This window comes from Enterobacter sp. 302C9, from assembly GCF_034106085.1.
Classification (GTDB): Bacteria; Pseudomonadota; Gammaproteobacteria; order Enterobacterales; family Enterobacteriaceae; genus Enterobacter; species Enterobacter asburiae_B.
This window is the reverse complement of sequence record NZ_JAWNBW010000002.1, coordinates 431,983-452,183: the sequence shown is the minus strand read 5'-3', so window position 1 is coordinate 452,183 and position 20,201 is coordinate 431,983. Positions and strand designations below refer to the sequence as shown.

At 56.8% G+C, this 20,201-nt stretch carries 21 protein-coding genes, 2 tRNA genes and 1 other annotated feature; of the genes, 10 read left to right on the top strand and 13 right to left on the bottom strand.

Annotated elements, in window-relative coordinates:
- From hisIE to hisL, 9 genes are all read right to left on the bottom strand, one after another.
- Positions 1 to 612: a bifunctional phosphoribosyl-AMP cyclohydrolase/phosphoribosyl-ATP diphosphatase HisIE gene (hisIE, locus tag UR289_RS07905; RefSeq protein WP_320709658.1), complete on the bottom strand. Its 612-nt coding sequence runs from the start codon at positions 610 to 612 to the stop codon at positions 1 to 3.
- Positions 606 to 1,382 (bottom strand): imidazole glycerol phosphate synthase subunit HisF, encoded by a 777-nt coding sequence (gene hisF / locus UR289_RS07900; RefSeq protein WP_023330862.1) that lies wholly within the window; start codon positions 1,380 to 1,382, stop codon positions 606 to 608. Before hisF ends, hisIE begins: the two co-directional genes overlap by 7 nt.
- The gene (gene hisA, locus UR289_RS07895; RefSeq protein WP_221702109.1) at positions 1,364 to 2,101 is read right to left on the bottom strand and encodes a 1-(5-phosphoribosyl)-5-[(5-phosphoribosylamino)methylideneamino]imidazole-4-carboxamide isomerase; all 738 of its coding nucleotides are present in this window, start codon (positions 2,099 to 2,101) and stop codon (positions 1,364 to 1,366) included. The genes hisF and hisA overlap by 19 nt, the downstream gene beginning before the upstream one ends.
- A complete protein-coding gene (hisH, locus tag UR289_RS07890; protein ID WP_032636077.1) occupies positions 2,101 to 2,691 on the bottom strand; it encodes an imidazole glycerol phosphate synthase subunit HisH in 591 nt (196 codons plus the stop codon). Before hisH ends, hisA begins: the two co-directional genes overlap by 1 nt.
- Positions 2,691 to 3,758, bottom strand: coding sequence for a bifunctional histidinol-phosphatase/imidazoleglycerol-phosphate dehydratase HisB (gene hisB, locus UR289_RS07885; RefSeq protein WP_320709656.1), 1,068 nt, complete (start codon positions 3,756 to 3,758; stop codon positions 2,691 to 2,693). Before hisB ends, hisH begins: the two co-directional genes overlap by 1 nt.
- On the bottom strand, positions 3,755 to 4,816 hold the full coding sequence (gene hisC, locus UR289_RS07880; protein WP_032658765.1) for a histidinol-phosphate transaminase: 1,062 nt from the start codon (positions 4,814 to 4,816) through the stop codon (positions 3,755 to 3,757). The genes hisB and hisC overlap by 4 nt, the downstream gene beginning before the upstream one ends.
- Entirely contained in the window at positions 4,813 to 6,117 is a 1,305-nt protein-coding gene (gene hisD / locus UR289_RS07875; protein WP_320709654.1) for a histidinol dehydrogenase, read from the bottom strand. The genes hisC and hisD overlap by 4 nt, the downstream gene beginning before the upstream one ends.
- Positions 6,118 to 6,122: 5 nt before the next feature.
- Positions 6,123 to 7,022, bottom strand: coding sequence for an ATP phosphoribosyltransferase (gene hisG / locus UR289_RS07870; RefSeq protein ID WP_028018500.1), 900 nt, complete (start codon positions 7,020 to 7,022; stop codon positions 6,123 to 6,125).
- A 45-nt stretch (positions 7,023 to 7,067) separates the two neighbouring features.
- Positions 7,068 to 7,191, bottom strand: a sequence feature (His leader region).
- Positions 7,167 to 7,217 carry a his operon leader peptide gene (gene hisL, locus UR289_RS07865; protein ID WP_001364200.1) on the bottom strand — a complete coding sequence of 17 codons (51 nt, stop codon included), beginning with the start codon at positions 7,215 to 7,217 and terminating at the stop codon, positions 7,167 to 7,169. Its footprint overlaps the feature before it by 25 nt.
- A gap of 175 nt (positions 7,218 to 7,392) precedes the next feature.
- Between hisL and UR289_RS07860 the strand changes: the two genes are divergently transcribed.
- The 4 genes from UR289_RS07860 (at position 7,393) to plaP (ending at position 10,818) form a co-directional block, all read left to right on the top strand.
- The gene (locus UR289_RS07860) at positions 7,393 to 8,217 is read left to right on the top strand and encodes an SDR family oxidoreductase (RefSeq protein WP_039263825.1); all 825 of its coding nucleotides are present in this window, start codon (positions 7,393 to 7,395) and stop codon (positions 8,215 to 8,217) included.
- 41 nt (positions 8,218 to 8,258) lie between these two features.
- Entirely contained in the window at positions 8,259 to 9,188 is a 930-nt protein-coding gene (locus UR289_RS07855) for a LysR substrate-binding domain-containing protein (protein WP_096151385.1), read from the top strand.
- Positions 9,189 to 9,407: 219 nt separating this feature from the next.
- Positions 9,408 to 9,470, top strand: coding sequence for a membrane protein YoeI (yoeI, locus tag UR289_RS07850; protein ID WP_099458931.1), 63 nt, complete (start codon positions 9,408 to 9,410; stop codon positions 9,468 to 9,470).
- The gene (plaP, locus tag UR289_RS07845) at positions 9,460 to 10,818 is read left to right on the top strand and encodes a putrescine/proton symporter PlaP (protein ID WP_087822838.1); all 1,359 of its coding nucleotides are present in this window, start codon (positions 9,460 to 9,462) and stop codon (positions 10,816 to 10,818) included. Before yoeI ends, plaP begins: the two co-directional genes overlap by 11 nt.
- Positions 10,819 to 10,936: 118 nt before the next feature.
- Here the strand turns inward: plaP and sbcB are convergent, their stop codons facing one another.
- Positions 10,937 to 12,373: an exodeoxyribonuclease I gene (sbcB, locus tag UR289_RS07840; RefSeq protein WP_375379103.1), complete on the bottom strand. Its 1,437-nt coding sequence runs from the start codon at positions 12,371 to 12,373 to the stop codon at positions 10,937 to 10,939.
- A 198-nt stretch (positions 12,374 to 12,571) separates the two neighbouring features.
- On the opposite strand from sbcB, the gene dacD reads away from it, so the two are divergent.
- The 4 genes from dacD to UR289_RS07820 all read left to right on the top strand — a co-directional run bounded on the left by dacD (position 12,572) and on the right by UR289_RS07820 (position 15,976).
- The gene (dacD, locus tag UR289_RS07835; protein ID WP_032658759.1) at positions 12,572 to 13,738 is read left to right on the top strand and encodes a serine-type D-Ala-D-Ala carboxypeptidase DacD; all 1,167 of its coding nucleotides are present in this window, start codon (positions 12,572 to 12,574) and stop codon (positions 13,736 to 13,738) included.
- Between the two features lie 119 nt (positions 13,739 to 13,857).
- A complete protein-coding gene (gene sbmC, locus UR289_RS07830; RefSeq protein WP_033145946.1) occupies positions 13,858 to 14,331 on the top strand; it encodes a DNA gyrase inhibitor SbmC in 474 nt (157 codons plus the stop codon).
- 92 nt (positions 14,332 to 14,423) lie between these two features.
- Complete coding sequence (locus UR289_RS07825; protein ID WP_039263821.1) at positions 14,424 to 15,482, top strand: FUSC family protein; 1,059 nt, start codon at positions 14,424 to 14,426, stop codon at positions 15,480 to 15,482.
- Between the two features lie 158 nt (positions 15,483 to 15,640).
- Positions 15,641 to 15,976, top strand: coding sequence for a DUF496 family protein (locus tag UR289_RS07820; RefSeq protein ID WP_008499467.1), 336 nt, complete (start codon positions 15,641 to 15,643; stop codon positions 15,974 to 15,976).
- 47 nt (positions 15,977 to 16,023) lie between these two features.
- Here the strand turns inward: UR289_RS07820 and UR289_RS07815 are convergent, their stop codons facing one another.
- Both UR289_RS07815 and UR289_RS07810 read right to left on the bottom strand, forming a co-directional pair.
- A complete protein-coding gene (locus UR289_RS07815) occupies positions 16,024 to 16,359 on the bottom strand; it encodes a gamma-glutamylcyclotransferase family protein (protein ID WP_096151388.1) in 336 nt (111 codons plus the stop codon).
- A 53-nt stretch (positions 16,360 to 16,412) separates the two neighbouring features.
- Positions 16,413 to 16,488 (bottom strand) — tRNA-Asn (locus tag UR289_RS07810).
- Between the two features lie 161 nt (positions 16,489 to 16,649).
- Between UR289_RS07810 and emmdR the strand changes: the two genes are divergently transcribed.
- Positions 16,650 to 18,104, top strand: a complete 1,455-nt coding sequence (gene emmdR, locus UR289_RS07805; RefSeq protein ID WP_320709648.1) for a multidrug efflux MATE transporter EmmdR — start codon at positions 16,650 to 16,652, stop codon at positions 18,102 to 18,104.
- Between the two features lie 103 nt (positions 18,105 to 18,207).
- Positions 18,208 to 18,283: transfer RNA gene (locus UR289_RS07800), tRNA-Asn, on the top strand.
- Positions 18,284 to 18,427: 144 nt separating this feature from the next.
- Here the strand turns inward: UR289_RS07800 and UR289_RS07795 are convergent.
- The gene (locus UR289_RS07795) at positions 18,428 to 20,200 is read right to left on the bottom strand and encodes an aminopeptidase P family protein (RefSeq protein ID WP_320709646.1); all 1,773 of its coding nucleotides are present in this window, start codon (positions 20,198 to 20,200) and stop codon (positions 18,428 to 18,430) included.
- Position 20,201: the final 1 nt, after the last annotated feature.

Here is a 20,201-nt window from a genome sequence, read left to right as displayed (position 1 = left end):
TTATTTGTGCCGTTTGCGAAGATTTTCAATCACCGCCGTCAAATCCAGCTCCTGATCCTGCAGCAGCACCAGCAGATGATACATCAGGTCCGACGCTTCATTCGTCAGCTCCTCGCGGTCATGCACCGTCGCGGCCAGCGCGGTTTCAACGCCTTCTTCACCTACCTTCTGCGCAATACGCTTGGTTCCGCTGGCGTACAGCTTTGCGGTATACGAACTTTCAGGGTCAGCCGTTTTACGCTCTGCCAGCAGCTTTTCCAGTTGATACAGGAACAACCACTGGTGGCTCGCCTCGCCGAAGCAGCTGCTGGTGCCCTTATGGCAGGTTGGGCCGATTGGGTTTGCCAGCACCAGCAGGGTGTCGTTATCGCAGTCAGGCGTTATGCTCACTGCATTCAGGAAATGACCCGAGGTCTCGCCTTTGGTCCACAGGCGCTGTTTCGTACGCGAGTAGAAGGTCACTTTGCCGCTGTCGATCGTTTTCGCCAGCGCGTCCTGGTTCATATACCCCAGCATCAACACTTCGCCTGAGACGGCATGCTGGACAACCACCGGCAGTAACCCGTCCGTTTTTTCCCAGTCCAGCTGCGCCTGTTGTTGCTCTGTTAACATACCCTGATCTCCACGCCCTGGTCGGCCAGGTACGTTTTTAACTCACCAATATTAATAATCTGTTTGTGGAACACGGACGCGGCCAGCGCGCCGTCCACGTTCGCATCGCGGAAGGCTTCAAGAAAGTGTTCCATGGTGCCCGCGCCGCCGGAGGCGATCAGCGGAACGTGGCAGACCGCACGGACTTTTTTCAGCTGCTCGAGGTCATACCCGTTACGCACGCCGTCCTGGTTCATCATGTTGAGGACAATCTCGCCCGCGCCACGCTTCTGCACTTCCTGCACCCAGTCGAGCGTTTCCCACTGCGTCACGCGCGTGCGGCTTTCATCTCCGGTGTACTGGTTCACGTGGTACTTGCCCGTTGCGGCGTCATACCAGGTGTCGATCCCAACTACAATACACTGCACGCCAAAACGATCGGCGAGGCGGGTGATCAGCTCCGGGTCGGCCAGGGCAGGGGAGTTAATCGAAATCTTGTCGGCGCCAAACGAGAGAATTTTGGCCGCGTCGTCAGCGGACTTAATACCGCCCGCCACGCAAAACGGAATGTCGATCACTTCCGCCACGCGTGCCACCCAGCTTTTATCGACCACGCGGCCATCGCTGGAGGCGGTGATGTCGTAAAAGACCAGCTCGTCGGCGCCTTCATCGGCATAGCGTTTTGCCAGCGGGACGATGTCTCCAATGATCTCGTGGTTGCGGAACTGCACGCCTTTCACGACCTGACCATCGCGTACGTCCAGGCAGGGGATTATCCGTTTTGCCAGCATTGAATCGCCTCCGTCACAGTAAATTTACCTTCCAGCAGGGCCCGACCCACAATCACACCCTTCACACCGGTACCACGCAGCGCGGCCACGTCGCCGATATCACCGATACCGCCCGAAGACTGGAACGCCACCTGCGGATAACGCGTACAGACCTCTTCATACAGCGAGACGTTGGAGCCCGCCAGCGTCCCGTCGCGGGAGATGTCCGTACACAACACGTGCTTCAGGCCAACGGGCAGGTAGATATCGACCAGCTCTTCCAGCGTCACGCCGGAGTTTTCCTGCCAGCCGCTAACGGCCACCTGCTTATTACCCTGTTCGTCAATACGCACGTCCAGCGCCAGCACCAGGGCATCGGCACCAAAGCGGCGGAACCAGCCTTTCACCGTCTCAGGATCTTTCACGGCGGTTGAGCCCACCACCACGCGGGCCACGCCAGCGTCCAGCAGCGCCGCGACGTCATCTTCCGTACGCACGCCGCCGCCGACCTGGACGGGCACATCAACACCCGCAACAAGTTGTTTAAGCAGCGGGATCTGGCGCTTCGCCGGATCTTTCGCGCCCGTCAAATCCACCAGGTGCAGTACCTGCGCACCCTGGGCGGCATAATCCTGCAGACGCGGAAGCGGGTCGTTTCCGTAGTCGCGCTGCTGGCCGTAATCGCCCTGATGCAGACGGACAACCGTACCGTCAATTAAATCTAACGCGGGAATAATCATCACATCTCCAGGAAGTTTTTCAGCAGCTGCGCGCCAGCGGCGCCAGAGCGCTCCGGGTGAAACTGCACGCCGAAGAAATTGTCTTTCTGTACGGCCGCCGTAAACGCCTCGCCGTAGGTGCACTGGGCGATCGTATTCACGTTCACCGGCATGGCGTAGCTGTGCACGAAGTAAAAATACGCGCCGTCTTCGATGCCGCGAAACAGCCGGTCGCCCGCTTTGGCGTAGACGCGGTTCCAGCCCATATGCGGCAGAGGCAGGCCGCGATCGGTCATTTTCGGCACGTCTTCATCAATAATGCCCAGCAGGTCAACGCCGTTGCTCTCTTCGCTGCGGCGGCCCAGGATCTGCATGCCCAGACAAATGCCCAGCACCGGCTGGGTACAGGCTTTGATCAGGTCGACCAGCTCGCGTTCGCGAATCTGATCCATCGCCGCCTGCGCGGTGCCCACGCCCGGCAAAAAGAGTTTGTCGGCGCGCAGCACCACGTCCGGGTCACGGCTTACCACCGGCTCATAGCCGTGGCGCGCAATGGCCGATTTCACGGAGTTCAGGTTGGCGCATCCGGTATCCAGAATGACCACGTTCATTACAGCACTCCTTTCGATGAAGGCAGGGCGTCACCTTCCACGCGAATTGCCTGGCGCAGGGTACGGCCAAAGGCTTTAAAGAGACTCTCCACGCGGTGGTGGTCGTTCTTGCCCTTGGTCTTCAGGTGCAGCGTCAGGCCCATGGTGTAGGACAAGGAGCGGAAGAAGTGCTCCACCATTTCGGTGCTCAGATCGCCCACGCGCTGGTAGGTGAAATCAGCTTTGTATTCCAGGTGCGGACGGCCGGAGATGTCCATCGCGCAGCGCGCCAGACACTCGTCCATCGGCAGGACAAAGCCGAAACGGTTAATGCCGCGCTTGTCGCCGAGCGCCAGCTTCAGGGCTTCACCCAGCGCCAGGCCGGTATCTTCCACGGTGTGGTGATCGTCTATGTAGAGATCGCCTTTTACCGTAATTTCCATGCGGAAACCGCCGTGGGTGGCAATCTGGTCCAGCATGTGATCGAAGAAACCGACGCCGGTGTGGATCTTGCTGCCGCCTTCACGGTCCAGCCAGACCTTCACATCAATCTGCGTCTCTTTGGTGTTGCGCTCTACGTGGGAATAGCGGTCGCGTTTTGTGAGCTGCTCGCCAATCTTCGCCCAGTTCAGGTTGTTGCGGTCGTAGCGCAGCCCCGCGATGCCCATATTTTCCGCCAGAGTAATATCGGTGATGCGATCGCCGATGACATAGCTGTTGGTTTTATCCAGCGCATCTTCAGCCAGGTAGCGCTCTACCAGCTTCACCTTTGGCTTACGGCAGTCGCACTCGTCGGCCGGCATGTGCGGGCAAATCAGCACTTCATCAAATACCACGCCCTGAGAGGTCAGCACCTGCATCATTAAATTATGCGGGCCGTCAAAGTCCGCCAGCGGGAAGCTGTCGGTACCCAGACCATCCTGGTTGGTGATCATCACCAGCCTGTATCCGGCTTTTTGCAGCTTAAGCAGCACCGGGATCACGTCCGGTTCAAAAGCCAGCTTGTCGAATCGGTCGACCTGAAAATCGGCTGGTGGCTCCGAAATAAGGGTGCCGTCACGATCGATGAAAAGGATCTTCTGGGTCATACTTTCTCCGCTTTCAGGGCGTCAATCACGCGCTGGCTCTCTGCACGGGTGCCTACGGTAATGCGCAGGCAGCCGCTCAGAGAAGGTTGTTTATTCTGGTCTCGTAAGATAATGCCCTGATCCCATAAAGATTTAAATACGGCACTCGATGCGGTGAAGCGCACCAGGATGTAGTTAGTTTCAGAGTCGAATACCTGCTCCACGCAAGGGATATCCTTCAGGGCGGTCACCAGATACTGACGTTCCTCCAGAATTTGCGCCACGCGCTCGCGCATCGCGTTGATCCCCTGAGGCGTTAGCGCCTGTGCCGCAATATCGGCAACCGGCGTTGAGAGCGGGTACGGGGCGATCACTTTCAGCAGCAGGTCGATGACCTCTTTATTCGCCAGCGTAAAGCCGCAGCGCAGACCCGCAAGGGCAAAAGCTTTCGACAGCGTGCGCAGCACCACCAGGTGCGGATACTCTTCCAGCCAGCCTGCCAGCGTCGCCTGGGGGCAGAACTCGATGTAGGCTTCGTCGGCAACCACCAGCGCTTTACCGCGCGTCATCTCCAGCAGGGTGCGGATATCCTGCGGGTTGATAATCTGTCCGGTCGGGTTGTTCGGGCTACAGACAAACACCACTTTTACGCCATCGAGATTGTCGGCAATCCCCTGAAGATCCAGCTGCCAGTTCTCCAGCGCCTGCACGTTGCGACACGCTACGCCGAAGGTTTCCGCGCTGACGCTGTACATGCCGTAGGTAGGCTGGCAGTACATCACCGCGTCTTTGCCCGGCTCGCAGAAGGCGCGAATCAGCAGTTCAATACCCTCATCCGCACCGCGGCTGACCAGCACCTGCTCTGGCTTCACGCCCGCATACTGCGCGTAGTTTTCAATCACCGCTTTCGGCTGACACTCCGGATAGCGGTTCAGCGTTTGCTGCGACAGTTCAAACTGCACCGCGGTCGGGAATTCGTTGGCGTTCAGCCAGACATCCCCTTTACCGCCCAGACGACGCGCCGACTGGTAAGGCGTCAGGCGACGGACATTTTCGCGGGCTAACTCTTCAATGTTCATGCTTGCTCCTTCAGGGCTGCAACGCGCAGCGTAACGGCATTTTTGTGGGCGGTCAGCCGCTCGGCGGCGGCCAGGGTTTCAATAGTAGACGCCAGTGACGCAAACCCTTCGCGGGAGAGCTCCTGCACGGTCATGCGTTTCTGGAAATCCGCCAGGCCCAGGCTCGAACAGGTAGAGGTGTAGCCGTACGTGGGCAGCACGTGGTTGGTGCCGGAGGCGTAATCGCCCGCGGACTCCGGTGACCAGTCGCCGAGGAACACCGAGCCCGCGCTGGTAATGCTGTCAACCAGATCGCGCGCGTTGCGGGTCTGAATGATCAGGTGCTCCGGGCCGTACTGGTTGGAGATGGTAATACACTGGTCCAGGTCGCGCGCCACAATCAGGCGGCTGGCCGCTAGCGCCTGACGTGCCGTGTCGGCGCGGGGCAGGTCGGCAAGCTGTCGCTCAACGGCTTCGCCCACGCGTTTCGCCATATCGGCGTCCGGCGTCAGCAGGATGACCTGCGAGTCCGGGCCGTGTTCCGCCTGAGAAAGCAGGTCGGAGGCGACGAAGTCCGGCGTTGCGCCGCTGTCGGCAATCACCAGCACCTCAGACGGGCCAGCAGGCATATCGATGGCCGCGCCGTCCAGACGCTGGCTGACCTGGCGCTTGGCTTCGGTCACGTACGCATTGCCCGGACCAAAGATTTTGTCGACCTTCGGAATGGATTCCGTGCCGAACGCCAGGGCCGAAATCGCCTGCGCGCCACCCACTTTATAGACCGCCTGCACGCCGCACAGCTTCGCCGCGTAGAGGATCTCGTCGGCAATCGGTGGCGGCGAGCACAGCACCACTTTCTGACACCCGGCAATCCGCGCGGGAGTCGCCAGCATCAGTACGGTGGAGAAAAGCGGCGCAGAGCCGCCGGGAATATAGAGGCCGACGGACGCAACCGGGCGGGTTACCTGCTGGCAACGCACGCCGGGCAGGGTTTCGACATCTACGGTCTGCAGCTTCTGCGCGGTGTGGAAGGTATCAATGTTTTTCACCGCAACAGCCATTGCCTGCTTGATGTCGTCACCCAGACGATTGCTGGCATCAATGATTTCCTGCTCGGTAACCTGTAATACGCCGACTTCCGTCTTATCAAACTTCGCGCTGTATTCACGCAGCGCGTCATCGCCACGGGCTTTGACGTTATCCAGGATCTCCGCCACGGTACGTGAGATGCTCTCAGAGGCGGAAATCGCCGGGCGCATCAGCAGCTCGCGCTGCCGTGCGTCGCTACAGGTGTTCCAGTCGATGATTGTGTTAAAGCTCATGGCCATTACTCCATCATCTTCTCAATAGGCAGCACCAGGATGGAGCTTGCGCCCAGCGCCTTCAGTTTTTCCATGGTTTCCCAGAACAGGGTTTCGCTGCTCACCATGTGCATCGCCACGCGCTGCTGATCGCCCGCCAGCGGCAGGATGGTTGGACGCTCAGCGCCCGGCAGCAGGGCAATCACTTCATCCAGACGCTCGGTTGGGGCGTGCATCATGATGTATTTGGACTCACGCGCCTGAATCACGCCCTGAATGCGGGTCAGCAGCTTGTCGATCAGCTGCTGCTTGGCGTCGGCCATGTCGCCGTCGCGCTGAATCAGGCACGCTTTAGAGCGGTAGATCACTTCCACTTCGCGCAGACCGTTGGCTTCCAGCGTCGCGCCGGTAGAGACGAGGTCACAGATGGCGTCCGCCAGACCCGCACGCGGCGCCACTTCAACGGAGCCGTTCAGCAGACAGGATTTAAACTGCACGCCTTTCTGGTCGAGATAACGCTTTAACAGGTGAGGGTAAGAGGTGGCGATACGTTTGCCGTTCAGCGCGGCCGGGCCGTCCCACGCTTCGTCAACCGGCGTAGCCAGCGACAGGCGGCAGCCGCCGAAGTCCAGACGACGCAGGGTGAAATAACGCGGATCTTCGCCCTGCGCGCGGCGGGTCAGCAGCTCTTCTTCCAGCACGTTTTCCCCGATAATGCCGAGGTCAACGACGCCATCCATGACCAGGCCGGGAATATCGTCATCACGCACGCGCAGAATGTCGATGGGCATGTTTTCAGCCAGAGCAATCAGGCGCTGGGTGTGCAGGTTAATTTTAATCCCGCAGCGGGCCAGCAGTTCGCGTGAGTCATCGCTCAAACGGCCTGATTTTTGAATAGCTATGCGTAAGCGTGAGTTATCTAACATTCTTTATTCCTCGTTAACCTGTTTTAACCTGTCTGAATTCGGTCCAAAAAAAAGCCCCCGGAAGAAGATCTTCCGGGGGCTTTTTCATGCGTTCATGCACCACTGGAAGATCCAAACGTCTTCCAGCACACATCGCCTGAAAGACTAGTCAGGATGATGGTGATGATGATGGTGTTTAAATTGAACGCGTGTCATATAAATTCTCGATGAATGCTTATTCATTTGATGTCTTTTAACCTAAACCAGTTGTACGACATATTGCAAGGGCTTTTTTTGATCATTAATTCATTTCATATTGATGCTATGAATTGTGTGTTCTGCCGGGCTGGCGTAGCCTTATAAAAGACGAGTGAGAGTCAGGAGAATTCGCATGAAAAAGGTCGCGATTGTCGGTTTAGGGTGGCTGGGAATGCCGCTGGCGATGTCATTAGCCGCGAAAGGCTGGCAGGTGACCGGGAGCAAAACCACGGCGGATGGGGTAGAGGCAGCGCGCATGTGCGGTATTGATGGCGTTGAGCTGCGCCTTGAACCGGAGCTGGTGTGTGATGCTGACGATCTGGACACGCTGATGAACGTCGATGCGCTGGTGATCACGCTCCCCGCGCGGCGCAGTGGCCCGGGCGAGTCGTTTTATCTGCAGGCGATGCAGGAGATCGTCGACAGCGCGCTGGCGCACCATGTTCCGCGCATCATTTTTACCAGCTCGACGTCGGTGTATGGCGAAGTTGAAGGCGTGGTGAAAGAGAGTTCCGAGCGCCGTCCCGTGACGGCGAGCGGTCAGGTTCTGAAAGAGCTGGAAGACTGGCTGCATAATCTTCCCGGCACGCAGGTCGATATCGTACGTCTGGCGGGGCTGGTGGGCCCTGGCCGCCATCCGGGACGCTTTTTTGCCGGTAAGTCTGCGCCAGACGGCCAGCATGTCGTCAACCTTGTGCATCTTGACGATGTTGTTGCTGCGATTGAGCTACTCTTACAGGCTCCGAAAGGTGGACACATCTATAATATATGTGCACCTTCTCATCCGGCACGCAGCACGTTTTACCCGCTGATGGCACGTCAGCTGGGCCTGGCTCCGCCGGTTTTTGGTGAGGCAAAGGATGACAGCAAAGGCAAAGTTGTTGATGGCAATCGCATTTGTCATGAGCTGGGGTTTGAGTATCAGTATCCCGATCCGCTGGTGATGCCCATGGAATAAGACCCGCAGCGGAGACGATCGCGCACCAGAAGGGGGCGAGCATGAAACCGCTGCTGGATGTTCTTATTATTCTGGATGCTCTGGAAAAAGAGGGGAGCTTTGCCGCTGCGTCAGCAAAGCTCTACAAAACCCCATCTGCGTTGAGCTATACCGTTCAAAAACTGGAAAGCGATCTCAATATCCAGATCCTCGATCGCACCGGGCACCGCGCACGTTTCACCCGTACCGGACAGATGCTGCTGGAAAAAGGCCGTGAAGTCCTCCATACCGTTCGTGAACTCGAAAAGCAGGCCGTAAAACTCCATCAGGGGTGGGAAAACGAGCTGGTTATTGGCGTGGATGATACCTTTCCGTTTTCTCTCCTGACGCCGCTGATTGAAGCCTTTTATCAACACCACAGCGTGACCCGGCTTATTTTTATCAACGGCGTGCTGGGGGGCTCCTGGGATGCCTTAACGCAGGGCAGGGCGGATATCTTTGTCGGTGCGCTCCATGAGCCTCCCCAGCTGAGTGATTTTGGTTTTGCCCGGCTGGGCGTGCTGGAGCAGGTATTTGCCGTGGCGCCCCATCACCCGCTGGCTCAGGAACCCGAGCCGCTTAACCGTCGCGTGATTAAAGGCTATCGCGCCATCGTGGTCGGGGACAGCTCTCGTCCGGAATGCTCGGTCTCCTCGCAGCTGCTTGATGAGCAGGAGGCCATTACCGTTTTCGACTTTAAAACCAAGCTGGAACTGCAAATAAGCGGCCTGGGCTGCGGCTATTTACCGCGCTATCTGGCGCAGCGGTTTATTGACAGCGGCGCGCTTGTTGAAAAACAGGTACTTGCTCAAAGCAGTAATGAATCGGTGTGGGTAGGCTGGAATGAACAAACTGCCGGGCTTGCAAGCGCCTGGTGGCGAGACGAGATTTTAGCAAATAGTGCTATCGCCGCCGTTTACTCTCAGCCCGACGTCCAGAAATCAGCCAGTTAGTAAAAAGAAAATTGTCCCATGCTTTGCAAAGTATTGCCTTTTGTATCCGATGTGGGGCAAAATGCGGCCGCTGCAACCAAATGAATAATCGACGATATAAAAGGCGTCGGTTATTTTTTTTTGCATGTACGAAACGAAACTAAAAACCAAGAGGCCGGGCTTCGTACCGGATAGATATTTACTAAAATCCGACAGTTGTTGTCGCTGAGGAAGAAAGAAATGGGGCAATTTTTCGCTTACGTGGCGGTTATCACCGTAAAGGAGAATAACTATGTCGCATAACGCAACTCCAAACACCTCTCGCGTGGAATTACGTAAAACGCTTACGTTGATTCCGGTTGTTATGATGGGCCTTGCCTATATGCAACCGATGACGCTGTTCGATACATTCGGTATCGTATCAGGCCTCACAGACGGTCATGTGCCGACGGCTTATGGCTTCGCGCTGATTGCGATCCTCTTTACCGCGCTGAGCTACGGTAAACTGGTGCGTCGCTATCCGTCTGCTGGTTCCGCCTACACCTATGCCCAGAAATCCATCAGCCCGACTGTTGGCTTTATGGTGGGCTGGTCTTCGCTGCTCGACTACCTGTTCGCGCCGATGATCAACATTCTGCTGGCAAAAATTTATTTTGAAGCGCTGGTGCCGTCGATTCCATCCTGGATGTTCGTCGTGGCGCTGGTGGCCTTTATGACCGCCTTTAACCTGCGCAGCATTAAGTCCGTTGCCAACTTTAACTCCGTTATCGTTGTGCTTCAGGTTGTCCTGATTGCCGTTATTCTTGGCATGGTGATTTACGGTGTGTTCCACGGCGAAGGCGCCGGCACTCTGGCGAGCAGCAAGCCGTTCTGGTCTGGTGATGCCCATGTGATCCCGATGATTACCGGGGCAACCATTCTGTGCTTCTCCTTTACCGGTTTTGACGGCATCAGCAACCTGTCTGAAGAAACGAAAGACGCAGAGCGCGTGATCCCTCGCGCCATCTTCCTGACGGCGCTGATTGGCGGTCTGATCTTTATTTTCTCGACCTATTTCCTGCAGCTGTACTTCCCGGATATCTCTCGCTTTAAGGATCCGGATGCATCTCAGCCGGAAATCATGCTCTATGTGGCGGGTAAAGCGTTCCAGGTTGGCGCGCTGATCTTCTCCACCATTACCGTACTGGCGTCCGGTATGGCCGCGCATGCAGGCGTTGCGCGTCTGATGTACGTGATGGGCCGCGATGGCGTATTCCCGAAAAGCTTCTTCGGTTACGTTCATCCAACCTGGCGTACTCCGGCGATGAACATCATTCTGGTCGGTGCCATTGCGCTTCTGGCGATTAACTTTGACCTGGTGATGGCAACGGCGCTGATTAACTTCGGTGCGCTGGTGGCGTTCACCTTTGTTAACCTGTCGGTTATCTCTCAGTTCTGGATCCGTGAAAAGCGTAACAAGACGCTGAAAGATCACTTCCAGTATCTGTTCCTGCCGATGTGCGGTGCCCTGACCGTGGGCGCGCTGTGGGTTAACCTGGAAGAGAGCTCTATGGTGCTTGGCCTGATTTGGGCGGGTATCGGCCTGATTTACCTGGCCTGCGTCACGAAGAGCTTCCGTAACCCGGTTCCTCAGTACGAAGACATCGCGTAATGACTCGCCGGGTGGCGCTAGCGCTTGCCCGGCCTACAAAACGACACACCCGTTGGCCTGTGCCAGCGGGCAAAAAAAAGCCGGAGACATCGCCTCCGGCTTTTTTTATACCCCTCGCTCAGACAATCTCTTGAGCGTACTGGAACAGGGATTTCAACAGCGCCTGTTTCTCAGCATTCCCCTCATACTGGCCATAAAGCATTTCCAGCTCCTGGGCATAGCTATTAAGGAACTCAGGGGTAAAGACATTGCGACGATGCTGCAGCCAGCGATCCTGCTCTGCCTCGTCCAGCGTGCCGGGGAAATTACGCGCGCGGTAGTTAAACATCAGCTTTTCGATGCGTTTATCGGCGAAAGTAATATCCAGCGCCGGTAAGTTACGCGGCTCGGTTTGCAGAACGATATTCATCGCCGCGCGGTCGGCATCGCTGAAGAAGCCGTTGTAGAGCTGGGCATCCACGTTTTCAGACGGCACGAACGGCTCCGCCTCGGCAAAGATAGCAACTACTTTCTCGCGCACCTGCGGGTTATCGCGCAGCACTTTCAGGTTATCGAGGCAGCGCTGACGGTTAATGCCCAGTCTGTCCGCATCTTCCGGGCGCAGCGTATTCGCCTGCGCGAGTACCGGACATTTATTGATATGCACCAGTTTGACCGGCACCGCGGGCAGATCGCCGAGTTCATTTTTCGGGGTGTAAAGCCGTTCGCGCAGGCTATCGCTGTCGAGCTCAAGCAGCGGCGAAATATCGCCGGCTAAATCCACCATGATGACCGCATTACGGTTGTCCGGATGCCAGGCCAGCGGGGCGACCCAGCTGGTATTACCGCGCCAGGCGCCAAACATGCCGGAGATATGCACCAGGGGTTTCATCTGCGGTACGTCGATAAGGGTCATGAGCTTCTGCTTGCTGCGGTGGCTCAGCAGATACTCAAACAGCCGGGGCTGCGCGTTTTTCACCAGCTTCGCCATGGCAATGGTGGCATAGACGTCCGCCATCGCGTCGTGGGCATTGCTGTGCTCGATGCCGTTGGCGCGCGTCAGGTGTTCCAGCCGGAAGCTGGTCAGCCCCTCCTCGTTTTCCGGCCAGTTAATGCCCTCAGGACGCAGGGCATAACAGGCGCGCATGATGTCGAGCAAATCCCAGCGTGAGTTGCGGTTCTGCCAGCTCCAGGCATAGGGATCGTAGAAGTTGCGATAGAAGATGTTGCGCGTTACTTCGTCATCGAAGCGGATGTTGTTGTAACCGACCACGCAGGTATTGGGGACGGTAAACAGATCGTGGATGCGTCGGGCGAATTCTGCCTCGTTAACGCCTTTCTCGCGCGCTTCCTGAGGCGTGATCCCGGTGACCATGACCGCCCCGGGCTGCGGCAGGTAGTCATCAGCCGGTTTGCAGTAAAAGACCTCAGGCTCGCCAATAATGTTGAATTCGTCGTCGGTACGGATGGCGGCAAACTGCGCCGGTCGGTCCAGCGCCGGGTGCGTGCCAAAGGTTTCGTAGTCATGGAATAAAAAAGTCGGGCGAGCGGCAGAGTCAGACACCAGTAATACCATCCTGTTAAAAAATGACGTCACTATGGTAAACGATCGTGCGGTTCAGACCGAATAAAAAGCACCGCCGTGACGCAAATTTGCGCGCCAGCTTCAGAGAAAAACCTGTGCTCTGTCACATTTTTTTGCAATTAAGCCAGGTAACGACATCAGAACTCCCGTAAAAAGGTCATCGATTTTTAATGACCTGAGGATATACCGTTGAAACGCCGTCTGTTTATTGCTGTTTCTTTACTCGCTTCGAGTGTCTCATCTGCTTTTGCGGCCGAACCACTGGATTTTTCGCCGCAGCCTCCGGCCATTCAGGCTGGCTCCTGGGTGCTGATGGACTACACGACTGGTCAGATCTTAACGGCGGGCAACGAACATCAACAACGTAATCCGGCGAGCCTGACCAAGCTGATGACGGGGTATGTGGTTGATCGGGCCATTGATAGCCATCGCATTACGCCGGACGACATTGTCACCGTCGGGCGTGACGCATGGGCAAAAGGCAACCCGGTTTTTGACGGCTCGTCGCTGATGTTCCTGAAAGAGGGCGATCGCGTCTCCGTGCGTGATTTAAGCCGCGGTCTGATTGTCGATTCCGGCAACGACGCCTGCGTGGCGCTGGCCGATCACGTGGCGGGCGGTCAGCCGCAGTTTGTGAAGATGATGAACGACTACGTGCAGAAGCTGAACCTGCGCGATACGCACTTTGAAACAGTCCACGGGCTGGACGCGCCGGGCCAGCACAGCTCGGCCTATGACCTGGCCGTACTCTCCCGGGCCATCATTCACGGCGAGCCTGAGTTTTATCATATGTACAGCGAAAAGAGCCTGACCTGGAACGGGATCACCCAGCAAAACCGTAACGGCCTGCTGTGGGATAAAACCATGAACGTGGACGGGCTTAAAACGGGGCACACCTCGGGGGCGGGCTTTAACCTGATTGCGTCCGCCGTTGACGGCCAGCGCCGTTTAATCGCGGTGGTGATGGGGGCGGACAGCCCGAAAGGCCGTGAGGACCAGGCCCGGAAACTGCTGCACTGGGGGCAGCAGAACTTCGATACGGTGCAAATCCTGCATAGCGGTAAAAAAGTGGGGACAGAGCGTATCTGGTACGGCGATAAGGAGCAGGTGAAACTGGGCACCGACCAGGACTTCTGGCTGGCCTTGCCGAAAGCGGAAGTGCCGAACATCAAAGCCAAATACGTGCTGGATAAAAAAGAGCTGGAAGCGCCGATTGCTGCGCATCAGCGGGTCGGGGAGATCCAGCTCTATGACCGTGACAAGGTGGTGGCGCACTGGCCGCTGGTGACGCTGGAAGCCGTTGATAAGGGCGGACTGTTCTCTCGCATGAGCGATTATCTCCACCACACGCTTTAACCGCTGATGGGCAGACTGGCAGGGTTGCGAGTCTGCTCACATAATAAACACTCCTCGTTTGCCGATAATAGTAATCCAGCTTTATAGTGTATAAATATACAGTAATGAATGGAGGCAGCATGGACTACAGCATCAAGCAGCAACAGAAACGTAAGATTGCCGGTTTTCATTTGGTCGGACCGTGGGAACAAACGGTAAAACAGGGCTTTGAACAGCTGGTGATGTGGGTGGACGGGCGCCACATTGAGCCGCTGGAGTGGGTTGCGGTCTACTACGATAACCCCGATGAGGTCCCGGCAGAAAAACTGCGCTGCGATACGGCCGTTACGGTGCCGGACGATTTCGTTATTCCGGAAAACAGCGAAGGCGTCATGATGACGGAAATCGCGGCCGGGGATTATGCCGTGGCGACGGCGCGCGTGGAAAACTACGACTTCGCCACGCCGTGGTATCAGTTCTTCAACTCTCTGCTGCAGGACAATAAGTACCAGATGGCGCTTAAACCCTGCTTCGAACGCTATCTCAATGACGGCAATGCAGACGGCTACTGGGATATCGAAATGTATATCGCGGTAGAGCATAAAACGGCTTAAGCCTGCTAAATGAAGGGTTTTTCAGCCGGGAGCGAGCCGCCCGGCTGAAAACACAGTACAATTGTGATTTGCCGTGTAGCTGGAGAGCGGGTGTGCGTCCCGACAAATCATTAACCCCTTTTGAAATTCGCTTGTACAAACATTACCGCGTGGTGCACGGGTGCCGCATCGCGCTGGCGTTCGTATTGACGTTTGTACTGGTCCGTTTGCTTGATGTTCCGGAAGGGACGTGGCCGCTGATCACCCTGGTGGTGGTGATGGGGCCCATCTCGTTTTGGGGGAACGTTGTTCCGCGCGCCTTTGAGCGAATTGGCGGGACGGTTTTAGGCTCGGCCCTTGGGCTTATTGCCCTGAAGCTGGAGCTCATCTCATTTCCCGTGATGCTGGCATGGTGCGGGGCCGCCATGTTCCTGTGCGGCTGGCTGGCGTTGGGCAAAAGACCGTATCAGGCCTTGCTGATTGGGATTACTCTCGCGGTGGTTGTCGGTGCGCCCGCCGGGGATATGACCACCGCGCTGTGGCGAAGCGGGGATGTCATCCTGGGGTCACTGCTGGCCATGCTCTTCACCGGCATCTGGCCGCAGCGCGCTTTTCTGCACTGGCGTATTCAGATGGCGAACTACGTCACCGCCTTTAACCGCGTCTATCAGGCCGGATTTTCCCCGAATCTGGTCGAACGTCCCCGGCTGGAAAAGCATCTGCAAACAATCCTCAACGACGTGGTCAAAATGCGCGGCCTGATCGCGCCCGCCAGCAAAGAAACCCGTATTCAAAAATCGATTTTTGAAGCTATCCAGACGGTAAGCCGCAATCTGGTGTGCATGCTTGAACTGCAAATCAACGCCCACTGGGCCTCGCGTCCCAGCCATCTGTTGATGCTTAACGCGCAGACCCTCAAAGAGACCCAGCAGATGACGCAGCAAACGCTGTTGACCATCGCCCATGCGCTCTACGAAGGGAACCCGCAGCCGATACTGGCCAACAGCGAGCGGCTGAATGAGATCGTTGCGGAGCTGAAGCAGTTAATCAATGAACGCCAGAGCGATAACGTTGCGGAAACGCCTATTCATGGCTACGTCTGGCTGAGCATGGAACTGGCGCGGCAGCTTGAGCTGTTATCGCACCTTATTTGCCGGGCGCTGCGCAAATAAAAGGCGTATGTGACGGCTGCTGCTTCGATTCAGCAGCAATTGGGGTTATGATAGCTTTAAACGATATACTCATTGTCATTCGCAGCCGCTGTCAGTAAGGTTATTGTTACAACGGTTGCCTTAACGAATCCGAATCTCACATTATCAGGGGTGTAAAAATGGAAACTACCAAGCCTTCGTTCCAGGATGTTCTGGAATTCGTCCGCCTGTTCCGCCGCAAAAACAAGCTGCAGCGTGAAATCCAGGACGTTGAGAAGAAGATCCGTGACAACCAGAAACGTGTTCTGCTGCTCGACAACCTGAGCGACTACATCAAGCCAGGTATGAGCGTTGAAGCTATTCAGGGCATCATCGCCAGCATGAAGAGCGACTATGAAGACCGCGTTGATGACTACATCATCAAAAACGCTGAGCTGTCCAAAGAGCGTCGTGACATCTCTAAAAAGCTGAAAGTGATGGGCGAAATCAAAAACGGCGAAGCAAAAAGCGAGTAATCGCAGCGAATAGTGAAAAAGGCTCTCTGGTGACAGAGAGCCTTTTTTTATGACTCAGAACGCGGCTGTAGCTGATAAATCCAGGCCTGAACCTGCTTGCCTTCAAGGGTGGTCACCGTGACCTCAACCCGATCGTAGCCGTCTTCAAATTCGTCCAGCATTTGCCAGTGTGCGGCAAGGTTATCTGAGATAAACAGATAGCCTTCGACGCGGGGGCCGTCAGGGTGGAGCACAATTCCCGGGAAGTCCGCCGCGGCGCCCCAGCCGCGTTCGTAAAACGTGCCGGATACGGAACCGGCCAGCCATTCGCCGCCGATGTTTTCAAGAATATGCGCATTAGCGTGGCCCGGGCGCAGCGTGCCGTAGACAAACAGAGCGTTCATTTTCCCTCATCCGCAAAGCAAAAAGCCTGCTTTAAAAGCAGGCTTTTTAAATTTGGCTCCTCTGACTGGACTCGAACCAGTGACATACGGATTAACAGTCCGCCGTTCTACCGACTGAACTACAGAGGAATCGTTGTGGAGGCTTATCTTAGCGGCGAAAAAACTTTTGTCAAACCTGATCTTAGGGAAAACCGACTGATTGCTGATTCTGTCATCAGTTTGTTGTAAATCCACACATCTTTTTCTGGAAAATACTTTGCAGGATTAGCATTTGTCCCCCATCATTTGAAATGGAGTTTCAACTTTTCTCGCTAAGGTCCATTTTGAACGTCACTGCCTCCTTACGCCAGGCGATAACGCGCACGCCATGGTATGCAAAACGTAAAAGCTATCGTGTCCTGTTCTGGCGTGAAATCACCCCTCTTGCCGTGCCTATCTTCCTGGAAAATACCTGCGTTCTGTTGATGGGGGTCCTGAGCACCTTCCTGGTGAGCTGGCTGGGGAAAGAGGCGATGGCAGGGGTTGGGCTGGCGGACAGCTTTAACATGGTGGTGATCTCGTTCTTTGCCGCCATAGACCTCGGGACGACGGTGGTGGTGGCCTTTAGCCTCGGCAAGCTTGATCCCAAACGTGCACGCGAGGCGGCCCGCCAGTCGCTGATGATCATGACCATTTTTTCGATCGTTCTGGCGGCGGTGATCCACTATTTCGGTAAAGAGATTATCGATTTTGTCGCCGGGGAGGCCACTAACGAGGTTAAAGACCTGGCGCTGACCTACCTGGAAATGACCGTCTTAAGCTATCCGGCGGCGGCCATTGCGCTGATTGGCAGCGGTGCGCTGCGCGGGGCGGGCAACACCAAAATTCCGCTGCTGATCAACGGCGGGATGAATATCCTGAATATCATTATCAGCAGCGTGCTGATCTACGGCGTGTTCTCGTGGGAGGGGCTGGGGTTCGTCGGTGCCGGACTGGGGTTAACCATTTCACGCTATATCGGTGCGGCAGCCATCATCGGGGTGCTGATGGCGGGGATCACCCCCTCGCTGCGTCTGACGCTAAAAAGCTATTTCCGCCCCTTTAATTTCGCCATTATCTGGGAAGTGATGGGCATCGGCATTCCCGCGAGCATTGAATCGGTCTTGTTCAACGGCGGGAAGCTGCTCACGCAGATGTTTGTCGCCGGGATGGGCACCGACGTTATCGCCGGTAACTTTATCGCCTTCTCTATTGCCTCGCTGATTAACCTGCCGGGTAACGCGCTGGGTTCAGCATCCACCATTATTACGGGTAAGCGGCTCGGGAAAGGGCAGATAGGCCAGACGGAGCGGCAGCTGCGGCACGTGTTCTGGCTGTCGACCATTGGGCTGACGCTGATCGCCTGGGGAACCGCGCCGTTTGCCGGGCTGATGGCCTCGTTCTATACCCACGAAGACGACGTTAAAGAGGTTGTTAAGATCCTCATCTGGCTCAACGCGGCCTTTATGCCCATCTGGGCAGCCTCATGGGTATTACCCGCCGGGCTGAAAGGGGCACGCGATGCCCGCTTTGCGATGTGGGTATCGATGCTCGGCATGTGGGGATGTCGCGTTGTCGCGGGGTATACGCTCGGGGTGATGCTCGGATGGGGTGTGGTCGGCGTCTGGCTGGGGATGTTCCTCGACTGGGCCGTGCGGGGCGCGCTGTTCTACTGGCGGATGGTCAGCGGACGCTGGCTGTGGAAATATCCGCGGAAAAATGCCTGACAATTGCGCGAAGTGGAGAATAATTCGGCAAACGATCGGAAATGTGCATTCTGCCTTTGACATCCCGGGGGAGCATCGATAATATGCGCCCCGTTCACACGATTCCTCTGTAGTTCAGTCGGTAGAACGGCGGACTGTTAATCCGTATGTCACTGGTTCGAGTCCAGTCAGAGGAGCCAAATTTGAAAAGCCTGCTTTTAAAGCAGGCTTTTTGCTTTTCTGCGCAAGGTAAACGCAAAACGGCAACCGGGTTGCCGTTTTTAGTGTGTGCACCCTCTCCCGCTGGAGAGGGCTGGGGTGAGGGCACCAGCCCGCACAATGCACTATCGATCCAAACCAATCGGCGCCGTCGCCTCAACCAGCCACTCACGCGCTTCGCTATTCACCAGCGGTGAGAGCGCCTCGCGTACCTGCCGGTGATACGCATCCAGCCACTGCTTTTCCTGCTCGCTCAGCAGATGCAGCTCAACCTGACTTAAGTCGATCGGGATCAGCGTCAGCGAGGCAAATTTGCAGAAACCCGGACGGCTCTCCACAATCTCCACCTGGTTTTCAATACGAATACCGTGGCTATCGCCCAGATAGTAGCCTGGCTCGATAGTCATGATATTGCCCGCCACCAGCGGCCACGGGTTAACCTTTTTGGCGATGCGATGCGGGTTCTCGTGGATCAGCAGCTGGTGCCCCACGCCGTGTCCCGTGCCGTGATCGTAATCCAGCCCCATCTCCCACAGCGGGCGACGCGCAAACGCATCCAGCTGATGCCCCTGAGTCCCAGAAGGGAACTGCAGGGTAATGAGCGACAGGAAGCCTCTCAGCACGGCAGTGTAGTGCAGGCGCTGCTGCGGATCGACGTTACCCCACGCCAGCGTGCGCGTGGCGTCGGTGGTGCCGTTAACAAACTGGCCGCCGGAATCGTTCAGGTAAAAATGGTCATGGCCGATGGGCTTATTGCTGGCCTCGCTCGAATGGTAGTGGCACATCGCCGCATTGCTCGAAGAGGCGGAGATGGTCGCAAAACTCTGCTCGATGAACCCGGGCTGCTGTTGACGGAACGCAAGCTGCTGCGCCTGCGCGTCCAGCTCGGTGAGCGGTTTTCCTGCCGCCTCGCGCCGCGGCACTTCGCGGCTCAGCCAGGCGAGGAAGTTGACCCACGCGGCCCCGTCCCGGTGATGGCACTCGCGATAACCCGCCAGCTCGACCGGGTTTTTAGTCGCTTTCATCAGGGTGATGGGATCGGTCCGCCAGACAATTTCTCCCCGTGGTTCAACGGCGAAGCGCAGGGCAACCGGCGCGGAATCGGCATCAATCATCACCCGTTTGCCTACGGCAATCTGCTGGCAGCGTTCAATAAAGGTATCCTGCGGCGCAACGGTGAACGCATTGCGCACACCGTCAGGCAGGGCGCTGAGCTTATTGTCGTTAACAAACCACTCAACGTGACCGTCACGACCGAGAAGGGCAAAGGAGAGCGGTACCGGGCTGTAAGGGATATCCGCACCGCGGACGTTTAACAGCCAGGCGATGTTATCCGGCAGGGTGACGGCGAGATAATCCACATTGTTTGCGGCCAGCACGGCGGCGACGCGCTGACGTTTGTCCGCGCTGCGTTCGCCGCTGTGTTCAACCGGCATCTCACGGATAAGCCCCGCCGGTGCGGCAGGGCGATCGGTCCATAGCGTGTCAAACGGCGAGGCCTTCAGCGGCACCAGCTCGCACGGCGTGGCAGACAGTTGCTCAAATTCCGCGTTGGTCATCAGCAGCGCGTCAAAACCGATGCGCGTTCCTGACTCAACGTTTTCTGCCAGCCATTCTGCCAGCGGCTCGTTGTGCAGGTGGTGGATCTCAACCTCATCCGTATTGACCTGAACGCGCGCCTGAACCTGATAGCGCCCGTCGACGAACAGCAGCGCTTTGTTTTTCAGCACCAGCGCCACGCCGGCCGAACCGTCAAAGCCCGTCAGCCAGGCCAGCTTTTCGTCGTAAGGCGCGCAGTATTCGCTCTGCCAGGCATCCGCGCGCGGGACGATCATCCCGTCGAGATGGCTGGCCTCAAGCCAGTGGCGCAGGGCAGAGAGCGGTGATGTGCTGGACATT

Excerpts from the sequence above, each read along its gene's own strand:
- emmdR (WP_320709648.1), top strand. The coding sequence starts at position 16,650 with ATGGAGTTTCAACTTTTCTCGCTAAGGTCCATTTTGAACGTCACTGCC.
- hisB (WP_320709656.1), bottom strand. The coding sequence starts at position 3,758 with ATGACCCAGAAGATCCTTTTCATCGATCGTGACGGCACCCTTATTTCG.
- hisD (WP_320709654.1), bottom strand. The coding sequence starts at position 6,117 with ATGAGCTTTAACACAATCATCGACTGGAACACCTGTAGCGACGCACGG.
- hisG (WP_028018500.1), bottom strand. The coding sequence starts at position 7,022 with ATGTTAGATAACTCACGCTTACGCATAGCTATTCAAAAATCAGGCCGT.
- UR289_RS07820 (WP_008499467.1), top strand. The coding sequence starts at position 15,641 with ATGGAAACTACCAAGCCTTCGTTCCAGGATGTTCTGGAATTCGTCCGC.
- UR289_RS07795 (WP_320709646.1), bottom strand. The coding sequence starts at position 20,200 with ATGTCCAGCACATCACCGCTCTCTGCCCTGCGCCACTGGCTTGAGGCC.
- hisIE (WP_320709658.1), bottom strand. The coding sequence starts at position 612 with ATGTTAACAGAGCAACAACAGGCGCAGCTGGACTGGGAAAAAACGGAC.
- sbmC (WP_033145946.1), top strand. The coding sequence starts at position 13,858 with ATGGACTACAGCATCAAGCAGCAACAGAAACGTAAGATTGCCGGTTTT.
- hisC (WP_032658765.1), bottom strand. The coding sequence starts at position 4,816 with ATGAACATTGAAGAGTTAGCCCGCGAAAATGTCCGTCGCCTGACGCCT.
- hisF (WP_023330862.1), bottom strand. The coding sequence starts at position 1,382 with ATGCTGGCAAAACGGATAATCCCCTGCCTGGACGTACGCGATGGTCAG.
- UR289_RS07860 (WP_039263825.1), top strand. The coding sequence starts at position 7,393 with ATGAAAAAGGTCGCGATTGTCGGTTTAGGGTGGCTGGGAATGCCGCTG.
- UR289_RS07855 (WP_096151385.1), top strand. The coding sequence starts at position 8,259 with ATGAAACCGCTGCTGGATGTTCTTATTATTCTGGATGCTCTGGAAAAA.
- UR289_RS07815 (WP_096151388.1), bottom strand. The coding sequence starts at position 16,359 with ATGAACGCTCTGTTTGTCTACGGCACGCTGCGCCCGGGCCACGCTAAT.
- sbcB (WP_375379103.1), bottom strand. The coding sequence starts at position 12,373 with ATGGTATTACTGGTGTCTGACTCTGCCGCTCGCCCGACTTTTTTATTC.
- hisA (WP_221702109.1), bottom strand. The coding sequence starts at position 2,101 with ATGATTATTCCCGCGTTAGATTTAATTGACGGTACGGTTGTCCGTCTG.
- hisH (WP_032636077.1), bottom strand. The coding sequence starts at position 2,691 with ATGAACGTGGTCATTCTGGATACCGGATGCGCCAACCTGAACTCCGTG.
- plaP (WP_087822838.1), top strand. The coding sequence starts at position 9,460 with ATGTCGCATAACGCAACTCCAAACACCTCTCGCGTGGAATTACGTAAA.